The sequence below is a fragment of the uncultured Sphingomonas sp. genome (genome assembly GCF_913777625.1).
Lineage (GTDB): Bacteria > Pseudomonadota > Alphaproteobacteria > Sphingomonadales > Sphingomonadaceae > Sphingomonas.
The window spans coordinates 33,305-58,538 of record NZ_CAJYTI010000025.1; the positions used below are offsets into that span (position 1 = coordinate 33,305).

Genomic DNA, 25,234 nt, shown 5'->3' on the forward strand with positions numbered 1-25,234 from the left:
CGACTAGGTGATGAATTGTATTGACGCAAGATTGTCACACGCTTGTGGTGCTTGCAAGCCTTGTTCTCAGGAACGAGGCGAAAGCTATTCAATATACACGTTGGATAGTCGAATTTTGCCGTTGAGGCGAGCATCGGCTCAGCTTTCGTGGAGCGCATCGCCTCCGAGCAGGAAGCGCTGTTGGTTGGGGACTTCGGTACAATCAATGAAGCAAGTCTGTGTAATCCGCGGATATTGCCGGAACGCGTTATCGACATGGTAGGCGCCGTGGTACATGTAACCGGGATACAGCACGAGCCGATTGAACTTCATCTCCAGCAGGTAAGCGAGCTCCCAATGCTCCTGCCAATCGAGCGCATAGTAGCATAGCCCGTCCTCGTTGAGGTACGGGAACTGTTCCGGCGCGGCCTTTCTCAGAAGGTATTCCCGAGCGAAGATACGGGGCTGGCCGGAATGCCGGGAGCGGTAGATTGCGGTGCCTCCATGCGCTTCCGACGGGAGGTTTAGATAGATGTTCGCCGCCATCACCTTCACACCGTCGTAATGCGCGACGTTACCAATGCTTCCTGGAGGCTGGTCGACATTCCACCGAAACAGGTTTGTCGTGAACGCGCGGGTCGTCCTCGCACGATCGACGTCGACGCCGAAATGATCGACCACTAGGTCGGAAATCACCTTCAAGAAGGGAGGCGTGTCGAAGAAATGCCATTGCTGCCGACAGTCCCAATAGGAGATGCCGTTCTGGCTGCCATCCCGGTGTTTCCAGATTGGTGCCGGCGACTCGAGACACAGGTCTCGAACCGCTTCGGGATTCTCGTAAAATCCATCGATGATTATCGCCTTGTCGCCGTTTCCGAGATCGAGCGCTGTAGCTTTCAGGTCTTTGTTGACGGCAAACACCTTGAGCGGCTCGAACGGCTTCATTGTACCCTCCGCAATTGCCCGCGCGGCTTCACTTGGCATAGACCATTGCGCCGGTCTGCAACCGGTTCGCGACTTCCATCATCGCGAGCCGTTCGGCGGAAGAAAGGGCAGGATTGGCATGCAGGATCGCCAATAGAACACGCGGCCCCGCACTCTCGTTACCGGCGCTGTGCACAAAGCTGTCGTTGAACACGAGGCCCTGTCCCTCGCGATGATAGCGCCGCTCACCGTCCACCTCGAGGTAGCAGCCGTCGGGCACGATCAGCCCGAATTGATAGCTCAGCATCCAGTTCGCGCCGTCGCAATGTGGCGGCAGGACGAGGCCCGGGTCCATGATCAGGAAGCCGGCATGGGCAATGGTGTTGGTCTGCGCCAGCGCCCCCAATACGGCGCTCGTTTCCGGGAAAAGAGCTGCGCGCTCATGCTTCCATTCGAAATGCTCGATGATGTTGTAGGAGCGCCAGCCGAAAGGTTGATTGGGGGCCGGCGTGTCCGGATCGCTTTCGGAACCGCCGTAATGGGGCGCGCGCACGCGGCCATCCAGCAAGGCGATGCTTTCCGCCCGAAGCGCCGGGAATGCGGGCGCGACGATGGCGTCCATCGCTGCGGGATCTTCCCAGGGTTCGACGGCCAGGCCTTCGAAATCGAAGCGGACCCACTGGTTGAGGCGGCAGGTGCTGATACGGTGATCTATCCACGCAGCCAGCGCGTTCCGCACGCGCGCGAGAGATTCGCCATGCGCCTGCTCAAGGCGGTCCAGTGCCGGGAGTATGCGTTCGACCTGCAAGCGGCGACCATCTGTCGACCACATCCTCAGCGAAAACTCGGGTTCGCTCAGCAGGCTTTTCCAGCGCGCGATCTTCTGATCTTCCGGGAGAAATATTTTGGACAGTGCAACAGCGTCACTCAGCAATCCGCCAAGCTGTAGTTTGTCCTGTCGCTGAAGCGATCGTGGATCCTGATTGCCCGCCAGCAACTCTCGTAGCGTTTGGCTGGGGATGTGCACCACGCACGTCGGCGACGCTGGTCTTCCGAGCGTAAGTCCGCTGTGAGGGCTCCATCCAAAATCAGCGTCGTCGATTTGGAAGTGATAGACCGGCATCATCGATTCAAGCCAGATCATGTCCGCCAGAAGCGTGCGGATGCGATCAAGAGCGGGGCCGAGGTGCTGTTTTGTAGTGCTGTCCATGTGCATTACCCCCTAATTGCTAAGGTAATCCGCTAACAGCATTACGCAATGGTAAAATGGGGCGGCAATTAGAGTGTTATCCGTGGCCGTTGCTCGAGTAAAAAGCCGTTACTGAGAGGTGTCTCGGAGAATTTTACCAGCGGCGACAAATGGATTGCCGATAGGACAGCGGCGATGCTGTCCACAGGGAGAGGGCAAGATAAGCAAGCGCCCCGTCGGACCGCATTCCGTGCTTGGGGAGCGCGCGCCACGCAAGATAAGGCCCAACAGCCGTATTTGGACCGGGCGCGGATATGGGCCCATCCAGCGCCGGACGCCTCGTGGACGCACGGCGCCGTCTTTCGATCGGCAGTGTCGGCACCGCTATGACAATGTCTTGGTCGAGCCAATTCTCGACCTCGGTAGGACTAACATAATGAGAACGAAGTTATTTTTGCGGTAGCCGATAGGCGTGGCGCAGGAAGTCGAACGCCGGCAGCGCCTCGTGCTTGTCGAGGTCGAACCAAGCGGCGTTTTCCCAGTTGGAGCCCGTACCCCAGCGCGTCTTGCACCGGGTGGAGACCCAGGCGGGCTCCCAATAGACCACGCCGATGCCGCCGCTGGTCACCACCTGCTGGGTAAGGTCGATCAGATAGCGACGCTGGCCGTCCGGGGTCGCCGGATAGCCGGGGATCAGCGTGTCCGGCCCGAGCAGGTTGGGGGAGGCATCCGCACCGTCATTGGTGAACGGATAGGCCGTCTCCACCACGATCACGTCGGCCTTGTAGCGATCCTTGGCTGCGGCGATCACCTTGCCGAGCCCGTCGATGCCGAGCTTCGACCATTTGCGGTAATAGCTGATGCCGATCACGTCGTAATCGAGCACGCCCGCCACCGTCGCCTGGTCGAACCAGGGAATCACGTTTTCCGGCTGGGCGATGTGGAGCATCACCTTGGGGCGGGTGCCGCTGGCCTTGCCGGCGTCGCGCACTGCCTTGATGCCGGCGTTGAACAGCCGGGCGTTGCGCTCCCAGTGGATCGCCTCGCCGATCACGCCGCCCATCAGCTCGGGATTGGTCTCGTTGCCGACCTGCACCATGTCTGGCATCAGACCTTGGGCTGCGAGCTTGCCCAGGATCTCTCTGGTATAGTCATACACCGCCTTGACCTGTGCATCGGTATCGAGCTTGGCCCAGGCGGCGGGCGGGCGCTGCTTCTCGCCGTCCGCCCAGTCGTCCGAATAATGGAAGTCGAGCAGCACCTTGAGACCCGCCGCATGGGCGCGGCGGATCGTCTTCAGCACGTCGTCATAGTTGCTGTAGCGGGTCCAGTCGGGCGCGTTCCACAGCCGCACGCGGACGATGTTGCCGCCCTTGGCCTTCAGCAGCGCGAACGGATCGACCGGCTTGCCGCGCTCGCGATAGACCGCGCCGCAATCCTCCATCTCGTTCACATAGCTGAGGTCAGCGCCCAGATAGAGCGTGTCGTCCTTCGCCGCCGGGGAACCGGCGGCGAGGGCCGTAGCGGCGAGAAGCTGGCCCAGCATCAGAAGCTGTAGCTCACGCCGGCGAGGAAGCGACGGCCGAACCGCTCATAGCGGCCCTGCAGGCGGGTATCGCCATAATAGGTCTCGAACGGCTCGTCGGTCAGGTTGTTGGCCTGGAACAGCAGCTCGACATTCTTGAGTGGGCCGGTCTGGAACTTGTACGAGGTCTGGAAGTCCAGCACGCCTTCGTTGCGCGTGTAGAGCAGGCGATCGGTGTCGCCCAGCTCGGTCGCATAGTTGCTGCGGTAGCGGTACGCGATCCGCGCCTCGAATCCGCGCTTGCTGTAGTAGAGCGTGGCGTTGCCGACATGTTTGGACAGGCCCGGCAGCGCGGTGGCGCCGATGGCGTTGTCGCGCTCCGTCACCGTGATGTCGCTGTCGGTGTACGAGTAGTTCAGGTACGTACCGAAGCCGTCGAACGGGGCCGGCAGGAAGGTGAACGCCTTCTGGAAGGCGATTTCCACGCCCTTGATCGTGCCGCCCCTGCCGTTGATCGGCTGGGTGAAGGTGCCCTGGACGATGTTGCCGCCGGTATCGGTGAAGTTGCGGGTGGTCGTCTGGGTGGCGATGAAGGTGTCGAGGTCCTTGTAGAAACCCGAAATCGTCAGCGCGCTGTCGCGATCGAAATACCATTCGAAGGTGAGGTCGAGCTGCTTGGCGCGGAACGGCTCGAGCAGCGGGTTGCCGCCGGTGGCCGAAGGCGCGCCGCCGCTGGTGAACACGCCCACGCCTGCGTTCAGGTCGTCGAGCGGCGCGCGCGCGATCGCCTTGCTGGCGCCGAAGCGCATCTGCAGCTTGTCGGTCAGCTTGAAGTTGAGGTTCAGGTTGGGCAGCCAGTCGGTGAAGGCGTTGTCGAACCGCACCGGCGTGGCGACGGCAACCGCGCCCTGGCCGTCGATCTTGGTGCTGCGCGAGCTGGTGTCGGTATGGACCATGCGTACGCCGGCATTGCCGGTCACCGGGATGCCGAACAGCGTGCCTTCCAGGTCCGCCTGGGCATAGGCGGCGACGGTGGACTCGCGCACCTTCCAGCTCGACGACTGGTCGTAGAAGCTCTGCTGCGGATCGAGCTTGCCGAAATAGCGGCTGATCGCGGCCGGGATGTCGATCGACAGCGTCTGCGGCACGCCGCCGAAGCCGCTCGGGAAGGTGACGGTGCCGTTGATCAGGTCCGACGGGATCGCGACGCGGTTGCTCGCATCAATGAAGCCGTACTGGGTGCGCTGGGTATAGTCCTTTTCGCGATCGGTGAAGCGGCCGCCGCCGGTGATGCGCTTGACGAAGCCGCTGTCGAACTCGCGCTGCAGCTCGCCCTTCAGCGTCCAGAGATGGTCGTTGATCAGCGGCGCGCCGCCGCCATTGGTCGGGATCTGGAATTCGGAAATGCGGTTGACGTTCGGATCCGTCAGCGAATGGTTGAAGCTGAAGCTCGCCGCCTGGCCGGGCGTGGTCAGGAAGGTACCGGTCGAGCCGTAGCGATCCTGGAAGGTGAAGCCGTTTGCGCTGGCCGAATATTCGGTGCGCAGCGTCAGGAACTGCTGGCTGCGGTGGGTGGTCGAATAGCCGGCGTCGAGGATGCCGGTCCAGCCGTCCTTCGACCATTTGCCGTTGAGACCGCCTGCGTACAGGTCGTCGGTGAAGAAGAAGCTCTCGTTCACGTTGCGCACGTCGAGGCCGTAATCGACGCCGGTGTTGGTTGCGGTGATGCCGGTGACGTTGCCGTCGACCACGGTCGGCTTGGAGAAGCTGTTGCCGAAGGGCAGGCCCTCGGCGCGCAGGCCGCGCTGCGTTTCGGTGAACTTCACATGACTGTAGAAGAAGTCGCCGTTCAGCTCGAACAGACCGTGGCCGGGGTTCCACTGCACCGCCGCGAGTGCGCCGTGGCGGATGTCGTCGCCGCCGCGGACCAGCGCCTCATAGCCATAGGGGATGTTGTCCTGCCCCTTGGCGTTGCCGGCCGCGCCCTTGCCGTCGCCGTTCAGGTCGGCGAAGCTGTTGGTGTAGCGGAACACGTTGGTGCGCGCGGTCGCATTGGCCTGGCGGCGGCCCGAATAGCCGAGCGCCACGCCCAGCGTGTTGTCGAAGAACTGGTCGACGTAGGAGATGCTGCCGATATAGCCCCAGGGCTTGGCATCGGCGATGTCGGGGGCGAGGTCGTTGTAGCTTGCGCGCAGGTTGATCGCGACCTTGCGCTTGCCGAAATCGAGCGGTCGGACGGTCTGCAGGTTCACCTGGCCGGCGATGGCGCCTTCGACCTGCGAGGCGGTCGGCGACTTGTAGACATAGGCGCCGTTCAGCAGCTCGGTCGGGTAATCGTCGTACCGAATGTTGCGGTTCGCTTCGGCCGAGACAACTTCGCGGCCGTTGAGCAGCGTGTTGACGAGGTTTGGTCCCATGCCGCGGATCGAGATCTGGGTGCCGTTGCCGCGATCGCGATTGGTGGCGAGGCCGGGCAGGCGTGCGAGCGACTCCGCGATCGACGCCTCGGGCAGCTTGCCGAGATCCTGCGCGGAGAGCGTTTCCTGGACGCGATCGGCGTCTCGCTTCGATTGCAGCGCGGTGCGCAGCGAGGCGCGATAGCCCTGGACGACGATTTCGGCCGTGTCCTGGTCCTCAGCGGCAGGCGTTTGTGGCGTGACGGCAGCCTGCGGTTGCGCATCGGTCTGCGCGAATGCAGGCGCGGCGATCGCAATCGCCAGCAGGCTCGCCGCGGCTTTGCCCGCGCCGTTGATCTTCATGGGGGTCCCTCTCCCTTACGCGTGTAACAGGAAAATAATAATCATATAAATCAGCTTTCGGAAAGGGGGGCGATAGTGACAGCGGTAGCAATTCCCACCTGTGTGGTAATTCTGCCACTGTCCGCGGTGCGGCGCCCGCTTTGGCCCCGATATCGCGTCTGGCGCCCAGCCTGTCCGCTAGCGGCGGGACTCGTGGCGCGCGGCAGGCCCAATGACCCAGTCTTGCCGGTGCGTGCCAGCCGCCGGATGCGCGATCCGGGGACTGGCACGCCCGGGATTCATCAGGTCAGGCCGCCGTCAAGGCCAAAGCGGTTTCCCGATAGCGGTGGAGCGGGCGGCCCAGCATCGCGATCAGACGTTCGCGATCCCCATGGTTCGGGATCATGCCGTCGCTGACATAGCGCTCTGCCATCAGGCGCATTTCATAGGCGGTCCAGCGCGGCAGGAAGGTCGCCGCGTTCTGCTCGAATCCGCTCGGGTCGTCGCCGCCATAGACGACGGGGCGGCCCAGCACGTCCGACCAGATCGCCGCTACGCTTTCGCCTGTGAGCGTATCCGGGCCGACGAGATTGATCGTCTCGAGCGGCAGCTTGCCCGGTGCGCGGTCGCGGCGAAGCAACTCACGCGCGGCGACTTCCGCGACGTCGCGGGTATCCACCATGGCGACTCCCTTGCTGCCGATCGGCATCGGATAGACGCCATGCTGGAAGATCACGTCTTTCACCATGGCTTCGTTGTCGATGAAATAGGTCGGCCGCAGGATCGTGGCGCCGAAATCCATCGCCGCCAGCATCCGTTCGGCGCCGGACTTGACCGCAAAGTGCGGCACGTTGACGGCCCGGTCCGCGTCGAAGACCGACAGGTAGACGATCCGGTCGACCCCGGCCTCGCGGGCAAGGTTGAGGGTGATGAGCGCCTGAGTGAATTCATCACCCGCCACCGCATTCAGGAGGAACAGCGTGCGGATACCGGCCAGGGCGGCGCGCATGGCATCGATGTCCAGCAGGTCGCCCTGCGCGACCTCGACGCCGGCCGGAAAGGTGGTCTTGGCGGGATCGCGGGTGAGAACGCGGACATCGGCGTCGCGAGCGACGAGCTGGTCGACGACCTGGCGGCCGACACGGCCAGTGGCACCGGTTACGAGAATGGTCATGGAATGTCTCCTTGGGTCTTGCTGACCCGAGCAAGATGCGTGATCCATGAGCGTGCAAATAGACGCGCATTCTGGACGAACCGTCTCACTGGTGGAACATGATGGACCTTCTCGCCCTTGCTGATTTCACGCTGGTCGCGCGTCATGGCGGCTTCGGCAAAGCGGCGCGTGCCACCGGCCGACCCAAGGCGACGCTGTCCCGTCGCGTGGCCGATCTCGAGGCGGCGCTCGACCTTCGACTGTTCGAGCGGGGGCAGCGCGACCTCAAGCTGACCGAGGAGGGGCGGGCCTTGTTCGAGCGCGCCGGGGCCCTGCTGGCCGAGCTGGAGGAGACGACCGCCGCCATCGCGCAGGGGAGCCCACGGGTGCGGGGGCGCCTGCGGATCAGCGCGCCGCTCCTCTTTTCCCAGACCGCGATGGGACGGCTGGCAGCCGAATTCGCGCGGCGATATCCCGAAGTCCGGCTGGAGGTTACCGCCGACGATCGCGCGGTGGACATGATCGAGGAAGGCTATGACCTGGTGATCCGCGTCGATCCGTCGGCCGACGAGGCGCTGGTCGGTCGGCCTTTCCTGCACGACCGGCTGGTGGTGGTGGCGAGCGCGCACCTGGCGCTGCCGGAAGGCGCCGCGACTCCTGCCGTGGTACGCGGCGGCGATCCGGCGCGGCGCTGGACGGTTACCGCTGTTGACGGCAAACACGAGATCGCGATCGACCCGGTGCTGCGGCTTTCGTCGCTGGTGATGATCCGGGATGCGGTGCGCGCCGGGGCCGGAGCGGCACGGCTGCCGCTCTCGCTGGTCAGCCGCGACCTCGCTGCGCAGCGGTTGACATGGTGGGGGGATGTGGCGGGTTCGGACATCGCCCTGTGGGCGCTATACCCATCCCGCCGCCTGCTGAGTGCCAGAGTTTCGGCGTTCCTCGACTTGCTGCGCCACGCGTTCCCGAACGGCACGCCGGAAGAGCTGGCCGCCTGTCTCGACGACCAGCCCTGAACGGGGCGGGGGCGTGCGTCTTACGCCGTCGCGCCGCCATCGATGTTGAGCGTGGTGCCGGTGATGTAGCTGGCATCCGGTCCGGCGAGGAACGCGACCGCACCCGCGATCTCCTCGACCTTGCCATAGCGCCCGAGCGGGATGGCGCTCAGGACCTGCCCGGCAAACTCGCTGTCGGCCGGGTTCATGTCGGTATCGATCGGCCCCGGCTGGACGGTGTTGACCAGGATGTTGCGGGCCGCGAGGTCCTTCGCCCAGCCGCGAGCCAATGCCGCAACCGCTGCCTTGGTCGCGCTGTATACCGTGGTTGCAGGGAAGGCCATCTCGCCCGAAATGCTGCCGATCAGGAGGACCCGGCCGCCGTCACGCAGGTGCGGCAGCGCCGCGCGCGTGCCGACATGCAGGCCCTTTACGTTGACGGCGAACTGGCGATCATAGGTTTCGTCGGTGCCGTCGGCGACGGTCGAGAACTCCGCCACCCCCGCATTGTGGACGAGGATGTCGAGCCCGCCCAGGGCGGCGGCGGCCTGGTCGACCCCGGCGCGCTGCGAGTCCGGATCGGCGGCATTGGCCTGGAAGGCGAAAGCGGTGCCGCCTGCGCTTTCGATCGCCGCCACGGTGGCGTCCGCTGCCGCCTTGTTGCCGGCATAGGTGATCGCGACCGCCGCGCCATCGGCCGCCAGCCGCTTGGCGATCGCGGCGCCGATTCCGCGCGATCCGCCGGTGACGAGCGCCTTTTTGCCCTGAAGTGACATGTCGATACTCCGTATGATGTGGCCCGCGATCACGGCGTCGTGCGCTGTCGGCAACCGGCATATGGCGCGTTGGTTCGACAGTTCAATAATCCCGAACTATTAAATTTATCGGGACGCCCTATATCGGTCGCATGGCCCGCTTCACCCACCCAAGGCTGGAAGACGTCCCGCTCGACCTGGCGCTGCATGCGCTGGCCGATCCCAACCGGCTGGAGATGGTCGCGCGGCTGGCGGCGGCCGAGCGGTTGCGCTGCACGGATGCCGCACCCTGCGAAGCCATCCCCAAGAGCACGCTGTCCAATCACCTCAAGCTGCTCCGCGCGGCAGGGCTGATCGAGACGACGCAGGTGGGGCGCGAGATGATCAATAGCTTGCGGCGATCCGAATTCGATCGCCGCTTTCCGGGGTTGCTCGACGTGGTACTCGCCAATCGGCCTGGCTGATCACCTGCCGATTCCGTCCAGCTTGGTCACTGCATCCTGCGGCAGCGTCAGCGATGCCGCCGCCAGATTCTCGCGGAGATGCGCCATCGACGAGGTGCCCGGGATAAGCAGGATGTTGGGCGATCGCTGGAGCAGCCAGGCAAGCGCAACCTGCATCGGCGTCGCGTCGAGCTGTGCCGCAACCTGGGACAAGGTCGCCGATTGCAGCGGACTGAAGCCGCCCAGCGGGAAGAAGGGCACATAGGCAACCCCTTCCGCCGCCAGCGCGTCGATAAAGGCATCGTCGTCGCGGTGGGCAAGGTTGTACTGGTTCTGGACGCAGACGATCTCGGCGATCGCCCGTGCTTCCTCGAACTGCGCGCGTGTCACGTTGCTCAGCCCGACATGGCGCACCAGCCCTCGCCGCTGCAGGTCCGCCACCACCTTCAGCGGTGCGGCGAGCGATCCTTCCGCCGGGCCATGAACGTCGAACATCAGGCGGAGATTGACGACGTCCAATGCCTCAAGCCCGAGGTTTTCGAGATTGTCGTCGACGGCGCGTGCCAGTTCGTCCGGCGCGAACGCCGGCAGCCAGGAGGCATCGTCCCCCCGGCGTGCGCCGATCTTGGTGACGATCAGTAGGTCCTGCGGATAGGGGAACAGCGCCTCGCGGATCAGCCGGTTGGTGACGTGCGGGCCGTAGAAGTCGCTGGTGTCGAGGTGGTTCACTCCCGCCTCGATCGCCGCGCGAAGCACGGCCAGGGCCTGGTCGTGGTCGTGCGGCGGCCCGAACACGCCAGGCCCGGCGAGCTGCATCGCGCCGTAGCCGAGCCGCTTCACTTCGCGTCCGCCGAGGGCATAGGTGCCTGCTGGGTCGATCATCCGAATTCTCCTTTGTTGACCTGGAGATACGGCTTGCGGAGGAGCGCGATAAGTTGGAGGGATCTGCACGGGCTGTACGGAAATCCGAACAATGAAGGCTGATCTTGCCGATCTCAATGCGTTCCTCGCGGTCGCGCAGGCGCGCGGCTTTCGTGATGCGGCGCGCGCCATCGGATCGAGCGCGTCGACGTTGAGCGAGGCGGTACGACGGCTGGAGGCGCGGCTGGGCGTGCGGCTGCTCCATCGCAGCACGCGGAGCGTGACGCCCACCGAGGCAGGCGCCCGGCTGATCGAGCGCCTGGCACCGGCGCTGGGCGAGGTCGAGGCCGCGCTCGACGTCGTCAACCTGTTCCGCGATCGGCCGGCGGGTACGTTGCGGCTCAACGTACCGGTCAGCGCGGCGCGGCTGGTGCTGCCGCCGATTCTTCCGGACTTCCTCGCCGCCTATCCCGATATCCGGGTCGAGATCGTCGCCGAGGACGGCTTCGTCGATCTGGTGGCATCCGGGTGCGACGCGGGCATCCGCTATGACGAGCGGCTGGAGCAGGACATGATCGCGGTGTCGATCGGCCCGCGCGTGCAGCGCTTCGCAACCGCGGCGGCACCGTCCTATCTCGACGCGCGCGGACGACCGACGCACCCGCGCGACCTGCTCGATCATGCCTGTCTGTGCGCCCGCTTCACCAGCGGTGCGCTGACCAGTCCCTGGGAGTTCGAGCGCGCCACCGAGATCGTGCGGATCGAACCGCAGGGCCCGCTGATCGCCAGCGTCGCCGGCGCAGTCGACCTGCTGGTCGACGTGGCGGTTGCAGGGGGCGGTATCCTCCATCTGTTCGAGGATTGGCTGCGTCCGGCGCTGGACAGGGGCGCGCTGGAACCGGTGCTGCCGACATGGTGGCAGTCCTTCTCGGGGCCGTTTCTATATTATTCCGGCCGCCGCCTCGTGCCGCCGCCGCTCCGCGCCTTCCTCGACTTCCTTCGCCGCTAGCCGTTCGGGGCGCCGGACCCTGTCCTACACCCGTTCGGCCCAGACCACCCGGCGCCACGGCCCGCCATATTCAGTGCCGCCAAAGGGATAGCATGTCGTCAGCGCGAGGCGCGGGCGCGCAGGGTGGAGCGGGTAGGTGAACCGGTCCCAACGCACCGTTTCCAATCGCGTGACCCGATAGCGCTGCGCACGGCCGTCCACGAATTGCAGGCGAACCTCGTCGCCCTCGCGCAACTCGCGGAGGAACAGGAAGTGCGTGTCGCGATGGGCCGCGAGAACCGTGACGGGGCTCGCCGTATCGCCCTGCCGGATCATCGTCGGTCCCTCGGCCAGCTGTTCGTGGGTGCCGTTCCCGGCGAGGACGATGTCTCGCACGCCGAGCCGGGGAACGGTGATCCGCGCAACGGGGCCGGCGGTTGGCAGGGCCGACCTGGTCTGCACCGCCGCCCGCGAAGGCATCCGGGGAAGCGACCCGGGTGTGACGGCTGGAGCAGCGGGAACGGCCAGTGCCGCGTCCAGTCGCTGCTCGAACACCTGCCGCAGCCGGTACTGGGCGATTTCGGCGCGGATCGGCACCGCAGCGCCTTCGGCGAGGCGGATCGCGCCGCCAAGGCACAGCGCGACCGCGGCGGCGCCGAGCGCAAGCCGCCTCACTTGCGTGCCTCGGCGCGGCGGGGACGGTGCGCGGCGACGAGGCCGGGCATACCCAGCGCGAGCATCGCCAGGCCCTGCCACATAGCGCCCAGATAGCCCGTGGCGGTCTGCGGCAAATCCATCTGCTGTTCCGGCTCGGGGAGACCGGCAGCGGTCGCGGGGGCGGGCGCATCCTGGCCGAGCAGCGCATTGAAATCCCAGCCCTTGGGGAGCAGCAGCGGCAGATCCTCGCTGGTCAGTCGTGCGCCCTCCGGCCGCGCAGGCGTTTCATCGACGGCGACGAGGCTGGTCTGCGTGGTCACCAGATCATAGGCGAGCCCGAGCTGCGCCACCTTCTCGTCGGCGGCCGCGCCGTCGAGTTGTCCCGACCACCGCTGCGCCTCCACATCGGCGATGCTGCGGCTGGCCCAGAGGCGGGCGACCGCCGGGCTGTCTGCGGCCTGGCTGAGATCGATCCGCTGGCTCCAGCGGGTGTCGCCGACCCTCCCGCTGACCACCAGCACGCCCTTGAGCGCATCGCCCTTGCCCAGCAGCACGAGCGGTTCGCCGGCATAGAGATCCGGCAGATCGTGCGGGGTCAGGTCGAGCGGCGATCCCTCCACCCGCACCGCGATGTCGTGCATCGCGGGCGCCTTCAGCCGGTCGAGCAGCGCGGTCATCTTTGCCAGCACTTCGCCGCCTTCGCCGATATTGGTATAGGTGCCGCGGCCAGCCTCGGCCATACGGCGCATCAGATAGTTGTTGGGCGCAGAACCGATCCCGACCATGAACACCCGGCTGCGGCCGCCATGCGCGGCGATCTCGGCCATCATCTCCTTCTCGTCCGAAAGGTCGCCGTCGGTCAGGAACACAATCTGGCGCACGCCGCTGTCGGCCGGATGCGCGTCGGCCAGCGCGGCCTTGAGCGCGGGCAGCATCTCGGTGCCGCCCGCCGCCTGCAATCCGGTGGTGAAGGTGCGCGCAAGCGCGACCTGCTCGGCATTGGCGTGAATGGGATGGTCGAACAGCTGGGTCATTGTGTTGTCGAAGCGGATCACGTTGAACGTGTCCTCTGGCCGCAGCGTGCCGAGCGCATGGAGCAGGCTCTGCTTGGCGGCGTCCATCGAGCTGCCGCTCATCGAGCCGCTATTGTCGATCACGAAGATCATCTCGCGCGGGGCGACCTTGCCGGGCTCGACATGGGTCTGCGGCGTGATCGTCGCCATCACATAGTGCTGGCCGCCTAGCGTCTGGCGGAACAGGCCGAGCATGGGATCGGCGCTGGCCGAGCGCCAGCGCAGCTCGAAGTCGCGGTCCGCCGGTTCCTCGCCCTTGGCCAGCGTGATCGTCCGCTCGGAGGGCCCTGCATCGACCACGCTGATCCGGTGGTACGGACTGAGGATGTTGGCCGGTGTGAATCCCGGCGCGAGGTGGACCGTGATCGACACCGGATTGAGCGGCGCGCCCGGGGCAGCCAGCGGCGCGGTGACCCGGGCCGCATCGGCCACCCCGGCGCTGCTCGTCAGATTGCGCGGCGGCACATAGCGCGGACCGACCACCAGCGGCAGACGCAGCGCATATTCGCCGCCGAGCTGGCGCACCGGTGCCTGATATTCGATCGCGATCAGCACCGTCTCGCCCGGGCCGACATTGGCGACGTTGGTGCGGAACAGGTTCGGCCGATCCGCCTCGACCAGGCCGCTGCGCTGGCCCTGTGCCTTCGCCCGCTCATATATGTCGCGCGCTTCGGCGCGGCGCTTGATATGGCCGATGATCACGCGCTGGCCGACGACCATCTTCAGCGTGTCGACCGCGCCGTCCTCGGGGAGGGGATAGAGATAGGTCGCCTCCATCCAGCCCCTGCTGGTGTTGCGAAAGGCCTGCGTCATCCGCACCCGCATCACCGGGCCGTTGACGACCACGTCGATGTCGGTGCCGAGCCGCACGGCGGGCAATGCTGCGGGGGCACCGTCCTTGCCGCCCCGCGCCTGGAGGAGAAGCGCGCCGCCGGCGGCGGGATCGTCGTTTTCTGCCGCGCGCGCCTGCGTTGCCAGCAAGCTGCCGAGCACCATGCCGACGAGGCCGATCGCGCCCAGGGCCTGGCGATAGCGAGCATCGGCAGCACTCGGTCGGTTGGGGATGGTACGCAGTTGCATGGCAGAACTCCCTTCTGGGGTGGAGCCTTGCTGCTAGCCGGCCGGGATGGCGGACCGACACGCGAAAGCTCTGCCAGCTTTGGCCACGCCGTGGCGGGCGGTGACGGATTGCGGAGAATCTCCGCCAAGCCCTTGACGGAATGTCCGGATTTGTGTGGGGTTGTCCGGCAGGAGAGCGGGATGAGCGACGAAGGACCGTTGGGTCGCGGCGAGAATGATCAGATCGCGGCGCGGCTTCGGGAAGAGCTGGCCCGGCGGCGCATCTCGCGCCAGGCGCTGGCCGATATGGCACGGATCAGCCTCTCGACGCTGGAGAAGGCGCTCTCCGGCAGCCGCCCCTTCTCGCTGGCGACCGTCGTTCGGATCGAGGACGTTCTGGCAACGACGCTGCGGTCGGCCACCGCCGCACCGTCCGCATCGCCCGACGCGCTGCTGGCCCCGGCGCATATGGGTTCGTACAGCCGCCCGGCGGTGCGCTGGATCGAGGGCAGCTACCTCACGCTGCGACCGGCGTTCAGCCGGCCGGGCGAGATCTATGCCTATCGCACCGAGATTTTCTGGAACAGCGCCGGCGGGCATCTCGGCTTCACCGAAAGCGAGCGGGCGGACCGGACCTTTACCCAGTCCGGCTATGTCTCGATGCCCAACCTGTCCGGCCACACCTATCTGGTGACCAGCGAGGAAGGGCAATACCGCCTGATCATGCTGGGCCGCGGCACGCGCGAGCGGCGGATGTTCGGCCTGCTGTCGACGCTGCAGGCAGGGCCGGGCTCGCAGCTGCTGCCCGTCGCCAGCCCGATCGCGCTGGTGCCGCTCGAGCAGATCGACAACCCGCATTTCGGCGTGCTCGCAGCGGGGGATGCGCCGTTCGCCGCCTATCGGCAGATCCTCGATCACGCGATCGCGAGCGACTTCTGCCGCTGGCACGGGTGACGGGCTAGGCGAAGCCGCGCAGCGGCGCGCCGGCGACTAGACGCGCGTATAGCAGCCGGAACGTGCGCGGCCCTGTACCGTTCGGCCATCATGGTTTCCCCGGTCGATGCCGAGCCCCTGAAACGCGCCGCCGCGGCTGCGGCGGTCGAGGAGGTGCAGGCGGGGATGGTCGTCGGCCTCGGCACCGGCAGCACCGCGGCCCATGTCGTGCAGATACTGGGGCCCCGGGTGGCGGCGGGGCTCGACATTGTCGCGGTCGCGACCTCGCGCGCTACCGAGGTGGCGGCGCGTGCCGCGGGTCTCCGCCTTCTGCCGCCGGACGAACGCACCGCGATCGACCTGTGCATCGACGGCGTCGACGAGATCGACCCTGGCCTGCGTGCCATCAAGGGCGGCGGCGGCGCGATGCTGCTCGAAAAGATCGTCGCCACGCTCGCCCGCCGTAACATCGCCATCGCCGATGCCTCGAAGCAGGTCGAGCGGCTGGGTGCCCGTGCGGTGCCGATTGAAATCCTGCCGGCAGCAAGAGGATTGGTCTGCAGGGAAATCATGCGTCTCGGCGGCGCCCCGGCACTGCGGTTGCGCGATGGCGCGCCGTGGGTGACCGATGCGGGCCACCACATCCTCGACGCGCGCTTCCCGACACTTGCCGACCCGACCGCACTTGCCGCTGCCCTCTCGGCCATTCCCGGCGCCCTCGGCCACGGCCTGTTCCTCACCGAGATCGACGCGCTCTACGTCGCCGGATCCGACGGCGTGACCCGTCAGGAGCGGCCGATAGATGAATAAGATTGCAGCCATTTGCGAACCCACCCGTTGCACCGCGACGAACGGAGTTGCCTGACCCATGCCCGACACCGACCAGCAGATTCACGAAGACGGCTCGCCCGATCGCCTCGCCATCGACACCATCCGCACGCTCGCGATGGACGCGGTGCAAAAGGCCAATAGCGGCCATCCCGGCACGCCGATGGCACTGGCGCCGGTGGTGCACACGCTGTGGAGCCGCTTCCTGCGCTACGACCCCGCCGCGCCGGACTGGCCGAACCGCGACCGCTTCGTGCTATCGGTGGGGCATGCCTCGATGCTGCTCTACGCCGTGCTGCACCTCGCCGGGGTGCGCGAGATCAATGCGGACGGGCAGCCGACCGGCGAGCCGGCGGTGAGCCTCGACGACATCAAGCAGTTCCGCCAGCTCTCGTCCAAGACACCGGGCCATCCCGAATACCGGATGACCACCGGCGTCGAGACCACCACCGGTCCGCTCGGCCAGGGCTGCGGCAACTCGGTCGGGATGGCGATCGCCGAGCGGGCGCTCGCCGCACGCTACAATCGCGACGGCTTCGACCTGTTCGACCACGACGTCTATGTCCTGTGCGGCGACGGCGACATGATGGAAGGCGTGTCCGGCGAGGCGGCCTCGATCGCCGGGCATCTCAAGCTTTCGAACCTCTGCTGGATCTACGACAGCAACCATATCTCGATCGAGGGCAGCACCGATCTCGCCTTTGACGAGGATGTCGGCCAGCGCTTCCAGGCCTATGGCTGGAACGTCCTGCATGTCGACGACGCGAACGATACGGACGCGCTAGCTCAGGCGCTCGAAACCTTCCGCGCGACCAGCGATGCGCCGACCTTCATCATCGTCCATTCGGTAATCGGCTGGGGGTCGCCCCGCGCCGGCAGCGAGAAGGCGCATGGCGAGGCGCTGGGCGAGGACAATGTCCGCGCCACCAAGAAAGCCTATGGCTGGCCCGAGGACGCGCAGTTCCTGGTGCCCGAGGGCGTGGCCGAGCGCTTCGGTGCGGCCGTCGCCGATCGCGGGAAGCCGGCGCGGGAAGCATGGGAGCAGCTGTTCGCTCGCTATCGCGAGGCCTTCCCGAAGGAAGCCGCCGAGATCGACGAGCTCCGTCGCGGCAAGCTCCACAATGGCTGGCAGCAAGCGATTCCGAGCTTCGATGCCGACGCCAAGGGGCTCGCCTCGCGCGACAGCAGCGGCAAGGTGATCAACGCGGTCGCCCCGCATCTGCCGGCGCTGCTCGGCGGCGCGGCCGACCTCTCGCCCTCGACCAAGACCGACATCAAGGGCGCGGCTTCGTTCGAGGCGAACAACTATGCCGGCAAGAACCTGCACTTCGGCGTGCGCGAACATGCGATGGGCTCGATCGCCAACGGCATGGCGCTGAGCTATCTGCGCCCCTACACCGCGACCTTCCTCGTCTTCGCCGATTACATGCGCGCGCCGATCCGCCTCGCCGCGATCATGGAGCTGCCGGTCGTCTTCGTGTTCACCCATGATTCCATCGGCGTCGGCGAGGACGGGCCGACCCACCAGCCGATCGAGCATCTCGCCACGCTGCGCGCGATCCCTGGCCTCGACACGATCCGCCCCGGCGACGCCAACGAAGTCGCAGTCGCGTGGAAGGTGGCGCTCGAGCACAGCCAGGAGCCGACCGCGCTGATCCTCTCGCGCCAGGCGATCCCCACGCTCGACCGCAGCAAATATGCCTCGGCCGAGGGGCTGGAGCGCGGCGGCTATGTGCTTGCCGATGCCGAGGGCAGCGATCCGGAGGTGATCCTGATCGGCACTGGCTCCGAACTGCCGATGGTGGTCGATGCGCATGAGCGGCTGACCGCCGAGGGGGTGCGCTCCCGCGTCGTCTCGCTGCCCAGCTGGTATCTGTTCGAGAAGCAGGACCGGGCCTATCGCGAGTCCGTCCTGCCGCCGGACGTGATGGCGCGCGTTGCGGTCGAGCAGGCCGGGTCGATGGGCTGGGACCGCTATGTCACCACCCACGGCGCCACCGTCACCATGTCGACCTTCGGCGCATCGGCTCCGCTCGCCAAGCTGCAGGAGAAATACGGCTTCACCGTCGAAAATGTCGTGAAGGTAGCCCGCGACGTGCTGGCGCAGTCCAAATGAGCGGCCCCAGCAAGCTCAAACAGCTGTACGAGGTCGGCCAGGCCGCATGGCTCGATTTCGTCGACCGCAGCTTCCTGCGCGAGGGCGGCCTGCGCAGGCTGATCGAGCAGGACGGCCTGACCGGGGTAACCTCCAACCCGTCGATCTTCGAGAAAGCGATGGGGCACGGCGACGCCTATGACGAGGGCTTTGACCGCTTTCTCGGCACCGGCGATGCCAGCGTCGCCGATGTCTACGAAAGTCAGGCAATCGCCGACATCAAGGCCGCCGCCGCCGATCTGCGTCCGGTCTATGACCGGCTGGGCGGCCGCGACGGCTATGTCAGCCTCGAAGTCTCGCCCTATCTTGCGAACGGTACCGAGGCGACGATCGAGGAAGCCCGCAGGCTCTGGGCGCACGTCGACGAGCCGAACCTGATGGTGAAGGTGCCTGGCACCGAGGCCGGCGCCCCCGCGATCCGCCAGCTGATCGAGGACGGGATCAACATCAACGTCACGCTCCTGTTCTCGCAGGAGAGCTACCGCGCGGTGGCCGAGGCCTATCTGGCCGGGCTGGAAGCGCGGGTGGCAGCGGGGCAGCCGATCGACCGGATTGCGAGCGTGGCAAGCTTCTTCGTCAGCCGGATCGACGCCCAGATCGACAGGAAGATCGATGCGCGGGTGGCCGAAGGCGATCCGGAAAGCGACGCGCTCAAGGCCCTGCGCGGCAAGGTTGCCATCGCCAATGCGAAGCTGGCCTATGCCTGGTATCGCGACATGATCGCCGGTCCGCGCTGGCAGGCGCTCGCCGCCAAGGGCGCGATGCCGCAGCGGCTGCTCTGGGCGTCGACCGGGGTGAAGGACCCGGTCTACCCGGACACGCTCTACATCGACACGCTGATCGGGCCGGACACGGTCAACACCATGCCGCCCAAGACGATGGACGCCTTTCGCGACCATGGCACGGTCGCCGAGACCCTGACCGACGGCCTGGAGGAGGCGCAGCACGTGCTGGCGGAGGCCGACCGGCTGGGGCTCGGCCTGGACGAGATCACCCGCGCATTGGTGCTCGACGGCGTGCAGCAGTTCGGCGATGCCGCCGATGCCCTGCTCGGTGCCGTCGCCGCCAAGCGCACCGCGCATCTCGGCAAGCGACAGAACGGGTTCGAGGCGCAACTGCCCGAGGTGCTGGCCAAGGCGATCGACGAGCGGCTGGAAGCCGCCCGTGCCGATGCCTGGTCGCGGCGGCTCTGGCAGGGCGACGCGACGCTGTGGACCGGCGGCGACGAAGCCAGGTGGCTCGGCTGGCTCCCCGCCGCGCGCGGCGAGCAGGTCGATGTGGCGGCGCTCCAGCGGCTCGCCGAGAAGGCCCGCGCGTTCCGCGATGTGGTGCTGCTTGGCATGGGCGGATCGAGCCTGGGCCCCGAGGTGCTCGCCCTGATCCTCGGCAATGCGCCTGGCAGCCCGACGCTCCACGTGCTCGACACCACCGATCCCGGCCAGATCGCCGCGGTGGAGGCGGCGATCGATCCGGCCGATACGCTGTTCCTCGTCTCCTCCAAGTCCGGCTCGACGCTGGAGCCCGAACTGCTCCGCGCCTATTTCTTCGAGGCGGGCGGCCGCAAGAGAGCACATTTCGTCGCGGTGACCGATCCCGGCTCCAAGCTGGAGGAGACCGCCAAGGCCGATGGCTTTACCGCGACCTTCCACGGCGATCCGGCAATCGGCGGGCGCTACTCGGTGCTCTCGGTGTTCGGCATGGTGCCCGCCGCCGCGATGGGCCTCGACGTGGCGGCCTTTTTCCAGGCGACGGCGCCGATGGTGTTCTCCTGCGGCGCCGATGTGCAGCCTGCCGCCAATCCTGGCGTCCGTCTGGGCGTGTTGCTCGGCGAGGCGGCCAAGGCCGGGCGCGACAAGCTGACCATCCTTGCCGCCCCGCCGCTCGCGCCGCTCGGCGCCTGGCTCGAGCAGCTGCTGGCAGAGTCTACCGGCAAGCAGGGCAGGGGCATCGTGCCCGTCGACCTGGAGCCGCTCGGCGCACCCGAAGTCTATGGCAAGGACCGCGTCTTCGTGCACTTCGCCCTCGCCGGCGACGCCGCGGGCGAGGATGCTGCCCGGCTGGACGCGCTTGCCGCAGCGGGGCATCCGGTGGTGCGGATCACCCTCGATACCCCGCAGCAGATCGGGCAGGAGTTCTTCCGCTGGGAAGTCGCGACCGCCATTGCCGGTGCGGTGATCGGCATCGATCCGTTCGACCAGCCCGATGTCGAGGACGCCAAGGTCGCCACGCGCAAGCTGGTCGATGCCTATGAAGCCTCCGGGGCGCAGGATCCCGAACATCCGATCGCGGAAAATGCCGATTTCGCGCTCTATGCGGCCAAGGGCCAGGCGCTCTCCGGCAGCCCCGCGAGCCTGCTCGCCGACCATTTCGCCGCGCTGCTGCCCGGCGACTATGCCGGTTTCCTCGCCTATATCGAGCGCAACGAAGCCGACACGGCGGCGCTGACGGCAATGCGCGCCGCCGTGCGCGACACGAAGCGCGTGGCGACGGTCGCCGGCTTCGGTCCGCGCTTCCTCCACTCGACGGGCCAGGCCTACAAGGGCGGACCGAACAGTGGTGTCTTCCTCACCATTACCCGCGATCCCGATCCGGACATCGCCGTGCCGGGGCGCAAGGCCAGCTTCGGCACGGTGCAGATCGCCCAGGCGCGCGGCGACACGGACGTGCTCGCCGAACGCGGCCGCCGCGTGCTGCGGCTCCATTTGAAGCGCGGCGGGGGTGGGATAGAAACCCTGGCATCGGCCGTGCGTGCGGCCCTTTGAGTTCAGCGAAAGGAAATTTGCGAATGCGTCTTGCGATGATCGGCCTCGGCCGCATGGGTGCGGGGATCGCGCGCCGGCTGATGGAACATGGCCATCAGATCGTGGCCTATGATCGCAGCGACGAAGCGGTGGCGGCCATCGCCAAGGACGGTGCCACCCCTGCGAGCTCGCTGGAGGACGTCGTCGCCAAGCTGGCGGCGCCGCGCATCTTCTGGGTGATGCTGCCAGCCGGCGAGCCGACCGAGAGCACCGTCGAAGCGCTGATGGCCGCCGCCGAGCCGGGCGACATCGTGATCGACGGCGGCAACAGCTTCTACAAGGACGATATCCGCCGGGCCAAGGTCGCGGCCGAGCGCCAGCTCCACTATGTCGATGTCGGCACCTCGGGCGGCGTGTGGGGGCTGCAGCGCGGCTTCTGCATGATGATCGGCGGCACCAAGGAAGCGGTCGACCTGCTCGACCCCATCTTCGACGCGCTCGCCCCCGGCATCGGCACCATCCCCCGCACCGAGGAACGGATGGAGCGCGAAGGCTGCGATCCGCGCGCCGAGAAGGGCTATATCCATTGCGGTCCCGCCGGCTCCGGCCACTTCGTCAAGATGGTCCATAACGGCATCGAATATGGCCTGATGCAGGCCTATGCCGAGGGCTTCGACGTGCTCAAGAGCAAGTCGTCCGACAAGCTGCCCGAGGAGGAGCGCTTCGACCTCAACCTCACCGACATCGCCGAAGTGTGGCGCCGGGGATCGGTGATCTCGTCCTGGCTGCTCGACCTGTCCGCCCAGGCGCTGGCCAAGGACGGAATGCTGGAGGGGTTCAGCGGCAAGGTCGCCGATTCCGGCGAGGGGCGCTGGACGATCGACGCGGCGATGGAGGAGGCCGTGCCGGTGCATGTCCTCACCGCGGCGCTGTTCGCCCGCTATCGCAGCCGCGTCGAGAATACCTTCGGCGACAAGCTGCTCTCGGCAATGCGCTTCGGCTTTGGCGGGCATGTCGAGATGCCGCAGTGAGCGACGCGGCGCCGGCCCCCGCCGCCACCCTGGTGATCTTCGGGGCGATGGGCGACCTTGCCAGTCGCCTGTTGATGCCGGCGCTCGTCCATCTCGAACGCGACGGGCTGCTCGATGGCGACACCCGGCTGCTCGGCATCAGCCACGGCGAGGGCGACGATGCCGCGCTCCGCGACAAGCTGAAAGCCTTTGTCGAGGACGAGAGCGACGCCGAAGCCTGGGCGCGCTGGGCGCGGCGCATCGCCTATCTCCAGGGCGACTTCACCGACGATGCGCTGTACGACGCACTGAAGGCGAAGCTGGAGGGCAACGCCGTTTTCTACCTCGCCACCGCGCCGGGCTTCTTCGGGCCGATCGGCGACAAGCTCGGTGCCAGCGGGCTGCTCGACGAGCGCGACGGTTTCCGCCGGTTGGTCGTCGAGAAGCCGTTCGGTACCGATCTCGCCTCCGCCCAGGCGCTCAACGCGCAGCTGCTCTGCCACGCGAACGAGGCGCAGATCTACCGGATCGACCATTTCCTCGGCAAGGAGACGGTCCAGAACATCACCGTCGCGCGCTTCGGCAATGCGCTGACCGAGGCGGTGTGGAACAACCACTATATCGACCATGTCCAGATCACCGCGGCCGAGACGGTGGCGGTGGGCAGCCGCGGCAAGTTCTACGACGAGACCGGCGCGCTCCGCGACATGGTGCCCAACCATTTGTTCCAGTTGCTCGCGCTGGTCGCGATGGAGCCGCCGAACAGCTTCGAAGCCGAAGCATTGCGTACCGAAAAGTCCAAGGTGATCGCGGCGGTGCGGGCGATCGATCCGGAGGATGCCGTACGCGGCGGGTATCGGAGCGGCAGCGCGGGAGGCAAGGACGTGCCCGCCTATCGCGACACGCCCGACGTGGCGCCGGACAGCAACACCGAAACCTATGTCGCGCTCAAGGTTGCGGTTGAGACCTGGCGCTGGCACGGCGTTCCCTTCTACCTGCGCACCGGCAAGGCCCTTGCGGCGCGGGATACCGAGATCGTCATCCATTTCCGCGCGGTGCCGCCGCTGCTGTTCCGCGAAACGCCCGCCGAGGCGCTGCCGCCCAACCGCCTGATCCTCCAGATCCAGCCGAACGAGGCACTCAAGCTGGAGATGTCGGTCAAACGGCCGGGCCCGGTGATCGAGACGGTGCCGGCCTGCCTCAGCTTCGCCTATGCCGATGCCTTCGACCTCGGCCATCGCACCGGCTATGAGACCTTGCTCTATGACGTGCTGATCGGCGACCAAAGCCTGTTCCAGCGCGCCGACCAGATCGAGGGCGGCTGGCGCGCGGTGCAGCCGCTGCTCGACGCCTGGCGGACGGGCGCGCCCGAAGACTATGCCGCCGGCAGCGCCGGCCCCACCGCCGCCGACGCGCTGCTCGCGCGCGACGGCCGCAGCTGGCACGAGATCACATGAACCTTCGCCTGTTTCTCTCCGATGTCGACGGCACGCTGGTCCGCCCGGACAAGAGCCTGGGCGAGCCCGTAGTGGCCGCGGTGCAGCGCCTGATCGCAGCGGGCGTGCCGGTCTCGATCATCAGCGCGCGCCCGCCGAGCGGGCTGCTCTGGATCGCCGAGCGGCTGGGACTCACCGCGCCGATCGGGGCCTTCAACGGCGGGACCTTGGTGCGGCCGGACGGCACGGTACTGTCGGCGACGCATCTCGACGGCGAGGTAGCGGCGCGCACGCTCGAGCAGGTCGCGCGGCCCGCGGTGATCCGCTGGGTCTTCGCCAAGGGGCAGTGGCACACCGACCGGATCGACGATCACTATACCCCGCGCGAGCGGGTCACCTCGGCGCAGGATCCGGTGCTGTGCAGCGACTTCGGTCCGCTGCTCGACGCCGTCGACAAGATCGTCGCGGTCTCCTCCGATCACGCCATGCTGGCGGCCCTGGAGCAGGAGGTCGCGGCGGCGCTCGGCGACGCCGCCGAGGTCGCGCGGTCGCAACCTTATTATCTCGATGTCACCGCGCCGACGGCGAACAAGGGCGACGGCATCGCGGCGCTGGCTGCGGCGCTCGGCGTTCCGTTGGCGGATACGGCGGTGATCGGCGACCAGTATAACGATCTGCCGATGTTCCGCCGAGCCGGGCTGTCGATCGCCATGGGTCAGGCACCGGAGGACGTGCGAAAGGCCGCGACGCGAGTCACCGGCGCCAGCGACGCCGACGGCGTGGCGCAGGCGATTGAGACCATCCTGCTGCCGCTGCTCGGCGCGTCTCAGGCCTGAAGGCCGATTCCACGCCGTTCCGCGCCATTTTGATACCGACAAAGTTTTGCGACAAACCCCTTTTAGGGGCAGCTGGAGCCCCGGCTCGTTTCGCCATGCGACGCGTCCACGAGGCGTTCGCTCTACAAGGCTAAGGAACGCGCGCTGCGCATGCGAATGGACGACAGCATGATCAACGAAAACGACCCGCATTTGGCCGCGCAGCATCAGGACGGGGCGGTCCAACGTCGTACCCTCTCGCCCAGAGCGCGGACGATCAGCTGGATCGTGGGGGTCGTCGCCATCGTCGCGCTGGTCGCGCTGGCGGTGATGCTGTCGCAGGGTGGCGGGTCCTCGTCGGGCAAGCAGGGCGGAAGGCCTGGCGGCGGCGGGGGAGGCGGCGGCCGGCGGGGCGGCATGGCGCAGCCGACGACGGTCGGCACCGCCAAGGCCGCGCTTGCCGATCTGCCGGTCCAGGTCGAGGCGCTCGGTACGGTGACGCCGGCGGCGACCGTTACCGTGCGCCCGCAGGTTTCCGGCACGATCGTCCAGCTGCTCTACCGCGAAGGCCAGCTGGTCCAGAAGGGGCAGGCGCTCGCGCTGATCGATCCGCGGCCCTATCAGGCGGCGCTGCTGCAGGCGCGCGGCGCGCTTGCCCGCGACCAGGCGCAGCTCGAAAATGCGCGGCTCCAGCTCGCCCGCTACAACACGCTGCTCGGCCAGGATTCGATCGCGCGCCAGGACCGCGATACCCAGGCGGCCCTGGTCCACCAGCTGGAAGGCACCGTGCTCGCCGATCGCGGATCGGTGCAGCAGGCGCAGATAAACCTCGGCTATACCCGTATCGTCTCGCCGGTCAGCGGCCGCGCGGGCCTGAAGGTGGTCGACATCGGCAACTATATCGGCGCGGGTGACACCAACGGCATCGTCGTGGTGACCACGCTCCAGCCGATCGACGTCGAGTTCGCGATCCCGCA

Annotated in this window: 20 protein-coding genes; 11 read left to right on the forward strand and 9 right to left on the reverse strand. The window is 67.0% G+C overall.

The window, feature by feature from the left end; genetic code table 11:
* Positions 1-138: 138 nt before the first annotated feature.
* From QZ814_RS13330 to QZ814_RS13350, 5 genes are all read right to left on the reverse strand, one after another.
* Positions 139-924, reverse strand: a complete 786-nt coding sequence (locus QZ814_RS13330; RefSeq protein WP_294332974.1) for a DUF6445 family protein — start codon at positions 922-924, stop codon at positions 139-141.
* A 28-nt stretch (positions 925-952) separates the two neighbouring features.
* Positions 953-2,113, reverse strand: coding sequence for an aspartyl/asparaginyl beta-hydroxylase domain-containing protein (locus QZ814_RS13335; RefSeq protein WP_294332976.1), 1,161 nt, complete (start codon positions 2,111-2,113; stop codon positions 953-955).
* A 427-nt stretch (positions 2,114-2,540) separates the two neighbouring features.
* On the reverse strand, positions 2,541-3,638 hold the full coding sequence (locus tag QZ814_RS13340; protein WP_294332978.1) for an arabinogalactan endo-1,4-beta-galactosidase: 1,098 nt from the start codon (positions 3,636-3,638) through the stop codon (positions 2,541-2,543).
* Complete coding sequence (locus QZ814_RS13345; protein ID WP_294332979.1) at positions 3,638-6,376, reverse strand: TonB-dependent receptor; 2,739 nt, start codon at positions 6,374-6,376, stop codon at positions 3,638-3,640. Before QZ814_RS13345 ends, QZ814_RS13340 begins: the two co-directional genes overlap by 1 nt.
* A gap of 286 nt (positions 6,377-6,662) precedes the next feature.
* Positions 6,663-7,529 (reverse strand): NmrA family NAD(P)-binding protein, encoded by an 867-nt coding sequence (locus tag QZ814_RS13350; protein WP_294332981.1) that lies wholly within the window; start codon positions 7,527-7,529, stop codon positions 6,663-6,665.
* Between the two features lie 98 nt (positions 7,530-7,627).
* On the opposite strand from QZ814_RS13350, the gene QZ814_RS13355 reads away from it, so the two are divergent.
* The gene (locus QZ814_RS13355) at positions 7,628-8,524 is read left to right on the forward strand and encodes a LysR family transcriptional regulator (RefSeq protein ID WP_294332983.1); all 897 of its coding nucleotides are present in this window, start codon (positions 7,628-7,630) and stop codon (positions 8,522-8,524) included.
* A 20-nt stretch (positions 8,525-8,544) separates the two neighbouring features.
* Here QZ814_RS13355 and QZ814_RS13360 read toward each other — a convergent pair whose 3' ends face one another.
* Positions 8,545-9,279: an SDR family oxidoreductase gene (locus QZ814_RS13360; protein WP_294332986.1), complete on the reverse strand. Its 735-nt coding sequence runs from the start codon at positions 9,277-9,279 to the stop codon at positions 8,545-8,547.
* Between the two features lie 131 nt (positions 9,280-9,410).
* Between QZ814_RS13360 and QZ814_RS13365 the strand changes: the two genes are divergently transcribed.
* Positions 9,411-9,722 carry a metalloregulator ArsR/SmtB family transcription factor gene (locus QZ814_RS13365; protein ID WP_294332990.1) on the forward strand — a complete coding sequence of 104 codons (312 nt, stop codon included), beginning with the start codon at positions 9,411-9,413 and terminating at the stop codon, positions 9,720-9,722.
* Here the strand turns inward: QZ814_RS13365 and QZ814_RS13370 are convergent, their stop codons facing one another.
* On the reverse strand, positions 9,723-10,583 hold the full coding sequence (locus QZ814_RS13370; protein WP_294332993.1) for an aldo/keto reductase family oxidoreductase: 861 nt from the start codon (positions 10,581-10,583) through the stop codon (positions 9,723-9,725). It lies immediately after the preceding gene.
* A gap of 91 nt (positions 10,584-10,674) precedes the next feature.
* On the opposite strand from QZ814_RS13370, the gene QZ814_RS13375 reads away from it, so the two are divergent.
* Complete coding sequence (locus QZ814_RS13375; RefSeq protein ID WP_294332995.1) at positions 10,675-11,571, forward strand: LysR family transcriptional regulator; 897 nt, start codon at positions 10,675-10,677, stop codon at positions 11,569-11,571.
* A 24-nt stretch (positions 11,572-11,595) separates the two neighbouring features.
* On the opposite strand, the gene QZ814_RS13380 is transcribed toward QZ814_RS13375, so the two are convergent.
* Both QZ814_RS13380 and QZ814_RS13385 read right to left on the reverse strand, forming a co-directional pair.
* Positions 11,596-12,225, reverse strand: coding sequence for a class D sortase (locus tag QZ814_RS13380; protein WP_294332997.1), 630 nt, complete (start codon positions 12,223-12,225; stop codon positions 11,596-11,598).
* The gene (locus QZ814_RS13385; protein ID WP_294332999.1) at positions 12,222-14,360 is read right to left on the reverse strand and encodes a marine proteobacterial sortase target protein; all 2,139 of its coding nucleotides are present in this window, start codon (positions 14,358-14,360) and stop codon (positions 12,222-12,224) included. The genes QZ814_RS13380 and QZ814_RS13385 overlap by 4 nt, the downstream gene beginning before the upstream one ends.
* 180 nt (positions 14,361-14,540) lie before the next feature.
* Between QZ814_RS13385 and QZ814_RS13390 the strand changes: the two genes are divergently transcribed.
* The 8 genes from QZ814_RS13390 to QZ814_RS13425 all read left to right on the forward strand — a co-directional run.
* Positions 14,541-15,293 carry a helix-turn-helix transcriptional regulator gene (locus QZ814_RS13390; RefSeq protein ID WP_294333002.1) on the forward strand — a complete coding sequence of 251 codons (753 nt, stop codon included), beginning with the start codon at positions 14,541-14,543 and terminating at the stop codon, positions 15,291-15,293.
* A 90-nt stretch (positions 15,294-15,383) separates the two neighbouring features.
* A complete protein-coding gene (gene rpiA, locus QZ814_RS13395; protein ID WP_294333004.1) occupies positions 15,384-16,082 on the forward strand; it encodes a ribose-5-phosphate isomerase RpiA in 699 nt (232 codons plus the stop codon).
* Positions 16,083-16,140: 58 nt separating this feature from the next.
* Positions 16,141-18,216 carry a transketolase gene (gene tkt, locus QZ814_RS13400; protein ID WP_294333005.1) on the forward strand — a complete coding sequence of 692 codons (2,076 nt, stop codon included), beginning with the start codon at positions 16,141-16,143 and terminating at the stop codon, positions 18,214-18,216.
* Complete coding sequence (locus QZ814_RS13405; protein WP_294333007.1) at positions 18,213-21,017, forward strand: bifunctional transaldolase/phosoglucose isomerase; 2,805 nt, start codon at positions 18,213-18,215, stop codon at positions 21,015-21,017. The genes tkt and QZ814_RS13405 overlap by 4 nt, the downstream gene beginning before the upstream one ends.
* A 23-nt stretch (positions 21,018-21,040) precedes the next feature.
* Positions 21,041-22,027, forward strand: a complete 987-nt coding sequence (gene gnd, locus QZ814_RS13410) for a phosphogluconate dehydrogenase (NAD(+)-dependent, decarboxylating) (protein ID WP_294333009.1) — start codon at positions 21,041-21,043, stop codon at positions 22,025-22,027.
* Entirely contained in the window at positions 22,024-23,463 is a 1,440-nt protein-coding gene (gene zwf, locus QZ814_RS13415; RefSeq protein ID WP_294333011.1) for a glucose-6-phosphate dehydrogenase, read from the forward strand. The genes gnd and zwf overlap by 4 nt, the downstream gene beginning before the upstream one ends.
* The gene (locus QZ814_RS13420; protein WP_294333014.1) at positions 23,460-24,278 is read left to right on the forward strand and encodes a Cof-type HAD-IIB family hydrolase; all 819 of its coding nucleotides are present in this window, start codon (positions 23,460-23,462) and stop codon (positions 24,276-24,278) included. The genes zwf and QZ814_RS13420 overlap by 4 nt, the downstream gene beginning before the upstream one ends.
* A 156-nt stretch (positions 24,279-24,434) precedes the next feature.
* Positions 24,435-25,234, forward strand: an 800-nt coding sequence (locus QZ814_RS13425; RefSeq protein WP_294333016.1) for an efflux RND transporter periplasmic adaptor subunit, incomplete at its 3' end; no start/stop codon positions are given.

What these genes read in the sequence shown, in the direction of transcription:
- QZ814_RS13330 (WP_294332974.1), bottom strand. Translation starts at nt 924, where the DNA reads ATGAAGCCGTTCGAGCCGCTCAAGGTGTTTGCCGTCAACAAAGACCTG.
- QZ814_RS13335 (WP_294332976.1), bottom strand. Translation starts at nt 2,113, where the DNA reads ATGGACAGCACTACAAAACAGCACCTCGGCCCCGCTCTTGATCGCATC.
- QZ814_RS13340 (WP_294332978.1), bottom strand. Translation starts at nt 3,638, where the DNA reads ATGCTGGGCCAGCTTCTCGCCGCTACGGCCCTCGCCGCCGGTTCCCCG.
- QZ814_RS13345 (WP_294332979.1), bottom strand. Translation starts at nt 6,376, where the DNA reads ATGAAGATCAACGGCGCGGGCAAAGCCGCGGCGAGCCTGCTGGCGATT.
- QZ814_RS13350 (WP_294332981.1), bottom strand. Translation starts at nt 7,529, where the DNA reads ATGACCATTCTCGTAACCGGTGCCACTGGCCGTGTCGGCCGCCAGGTC.
- QZ814_RS13355 (WP_294332983.1), top strand. Translation starts at nt 7,628, where the DNA reads ATGATGGACCTTCTCGCCCTTGCTGATTTCACGCTGGTCGCGCGTCAT.
- QZ814_RS13360 (WP_294332986.1), bottom strand. Translation starts at nt 9,279, where the DNA reads ATGTCACTTCAGGGCAAAAAGGCGCTCGTCACCGGCGGATCGCGCGGA.
- QZ814_RS13365 (WP_294332990.1), top strand. Translation starts at nt 9,411, where the DNA reads ATGGCCCGCTTCACCCACCCAAGGCTGGAAGACGTCCCGCTCGACCTG.
- QZ814_RS13370 (WP_294332993.1), bottom strand. Translation starts at nt 10,583, where the DNA reads ATGATCGACCCAGCAGGCACCTATGCCCTCGGCGGACGCGAAGTGAAG.
- QZ814_RS13375 (WP_294332995.1), top strand. Translation starts at nt 10,675, where the DNA reads ATGAAGGCTGATCTTGCCGATCTCAATGCGTTCCTCGCGGTCGCGCAG.
- QZ814_RS13385 (WP_294332999.1), bottom strand. Translation starts at nt 14,360, where the DNA reads ATGCAACTGCGTACCATCCCCAACCGACCGAGTGCTGCCGATGCTCGC.
- QZ814_RS13390 (WP_294333002.1), top strand. Translation starts at nt 14,541, where the DNA reads ATGAGCGACGAAGGACCGTTGGGTCGCGGCGAGAATGATCAGATCGCG.
- rpiA (WP_294333004.1), top strand. Translation starts at nt 15,384, where the DNA reads ATGGTTTCCCCGGTCGATGCCGAGCCCCTGAAACGCGCCGCCGCGGCT.
- tkt (WP_294333005.1), top strand. Translation starts at nt 16,141, where the DNA reads ATGCCCGACACCGACCAGCAGATTCACGAAGACGGCTCGCCCGATCGC.
- QZ814_RS13405 (WP_294333007.1), top strand. Translation starts at nt 18,213, where the DNA reads ATGAGCGGCCCCAGCAAGCTCAAACAGCTGTACGAGGTCGGCCAGGCC.
- gnd (WP_294333009.1), top strand. Translation starts at nt 21,041, where the DNA reads ATGCGTCTTGCGATGATCGGCCTCGGCCGCATGGGTGCGGGGATCGCG.
- QZ814_RS13420 (WP_294333014.1), top strand. Translation starts at nt 23,460, where the DNA reads ATGAACCTTCGCCTGTTTCTCTCCGATGTCGACGGCACGCTGGTCCGC.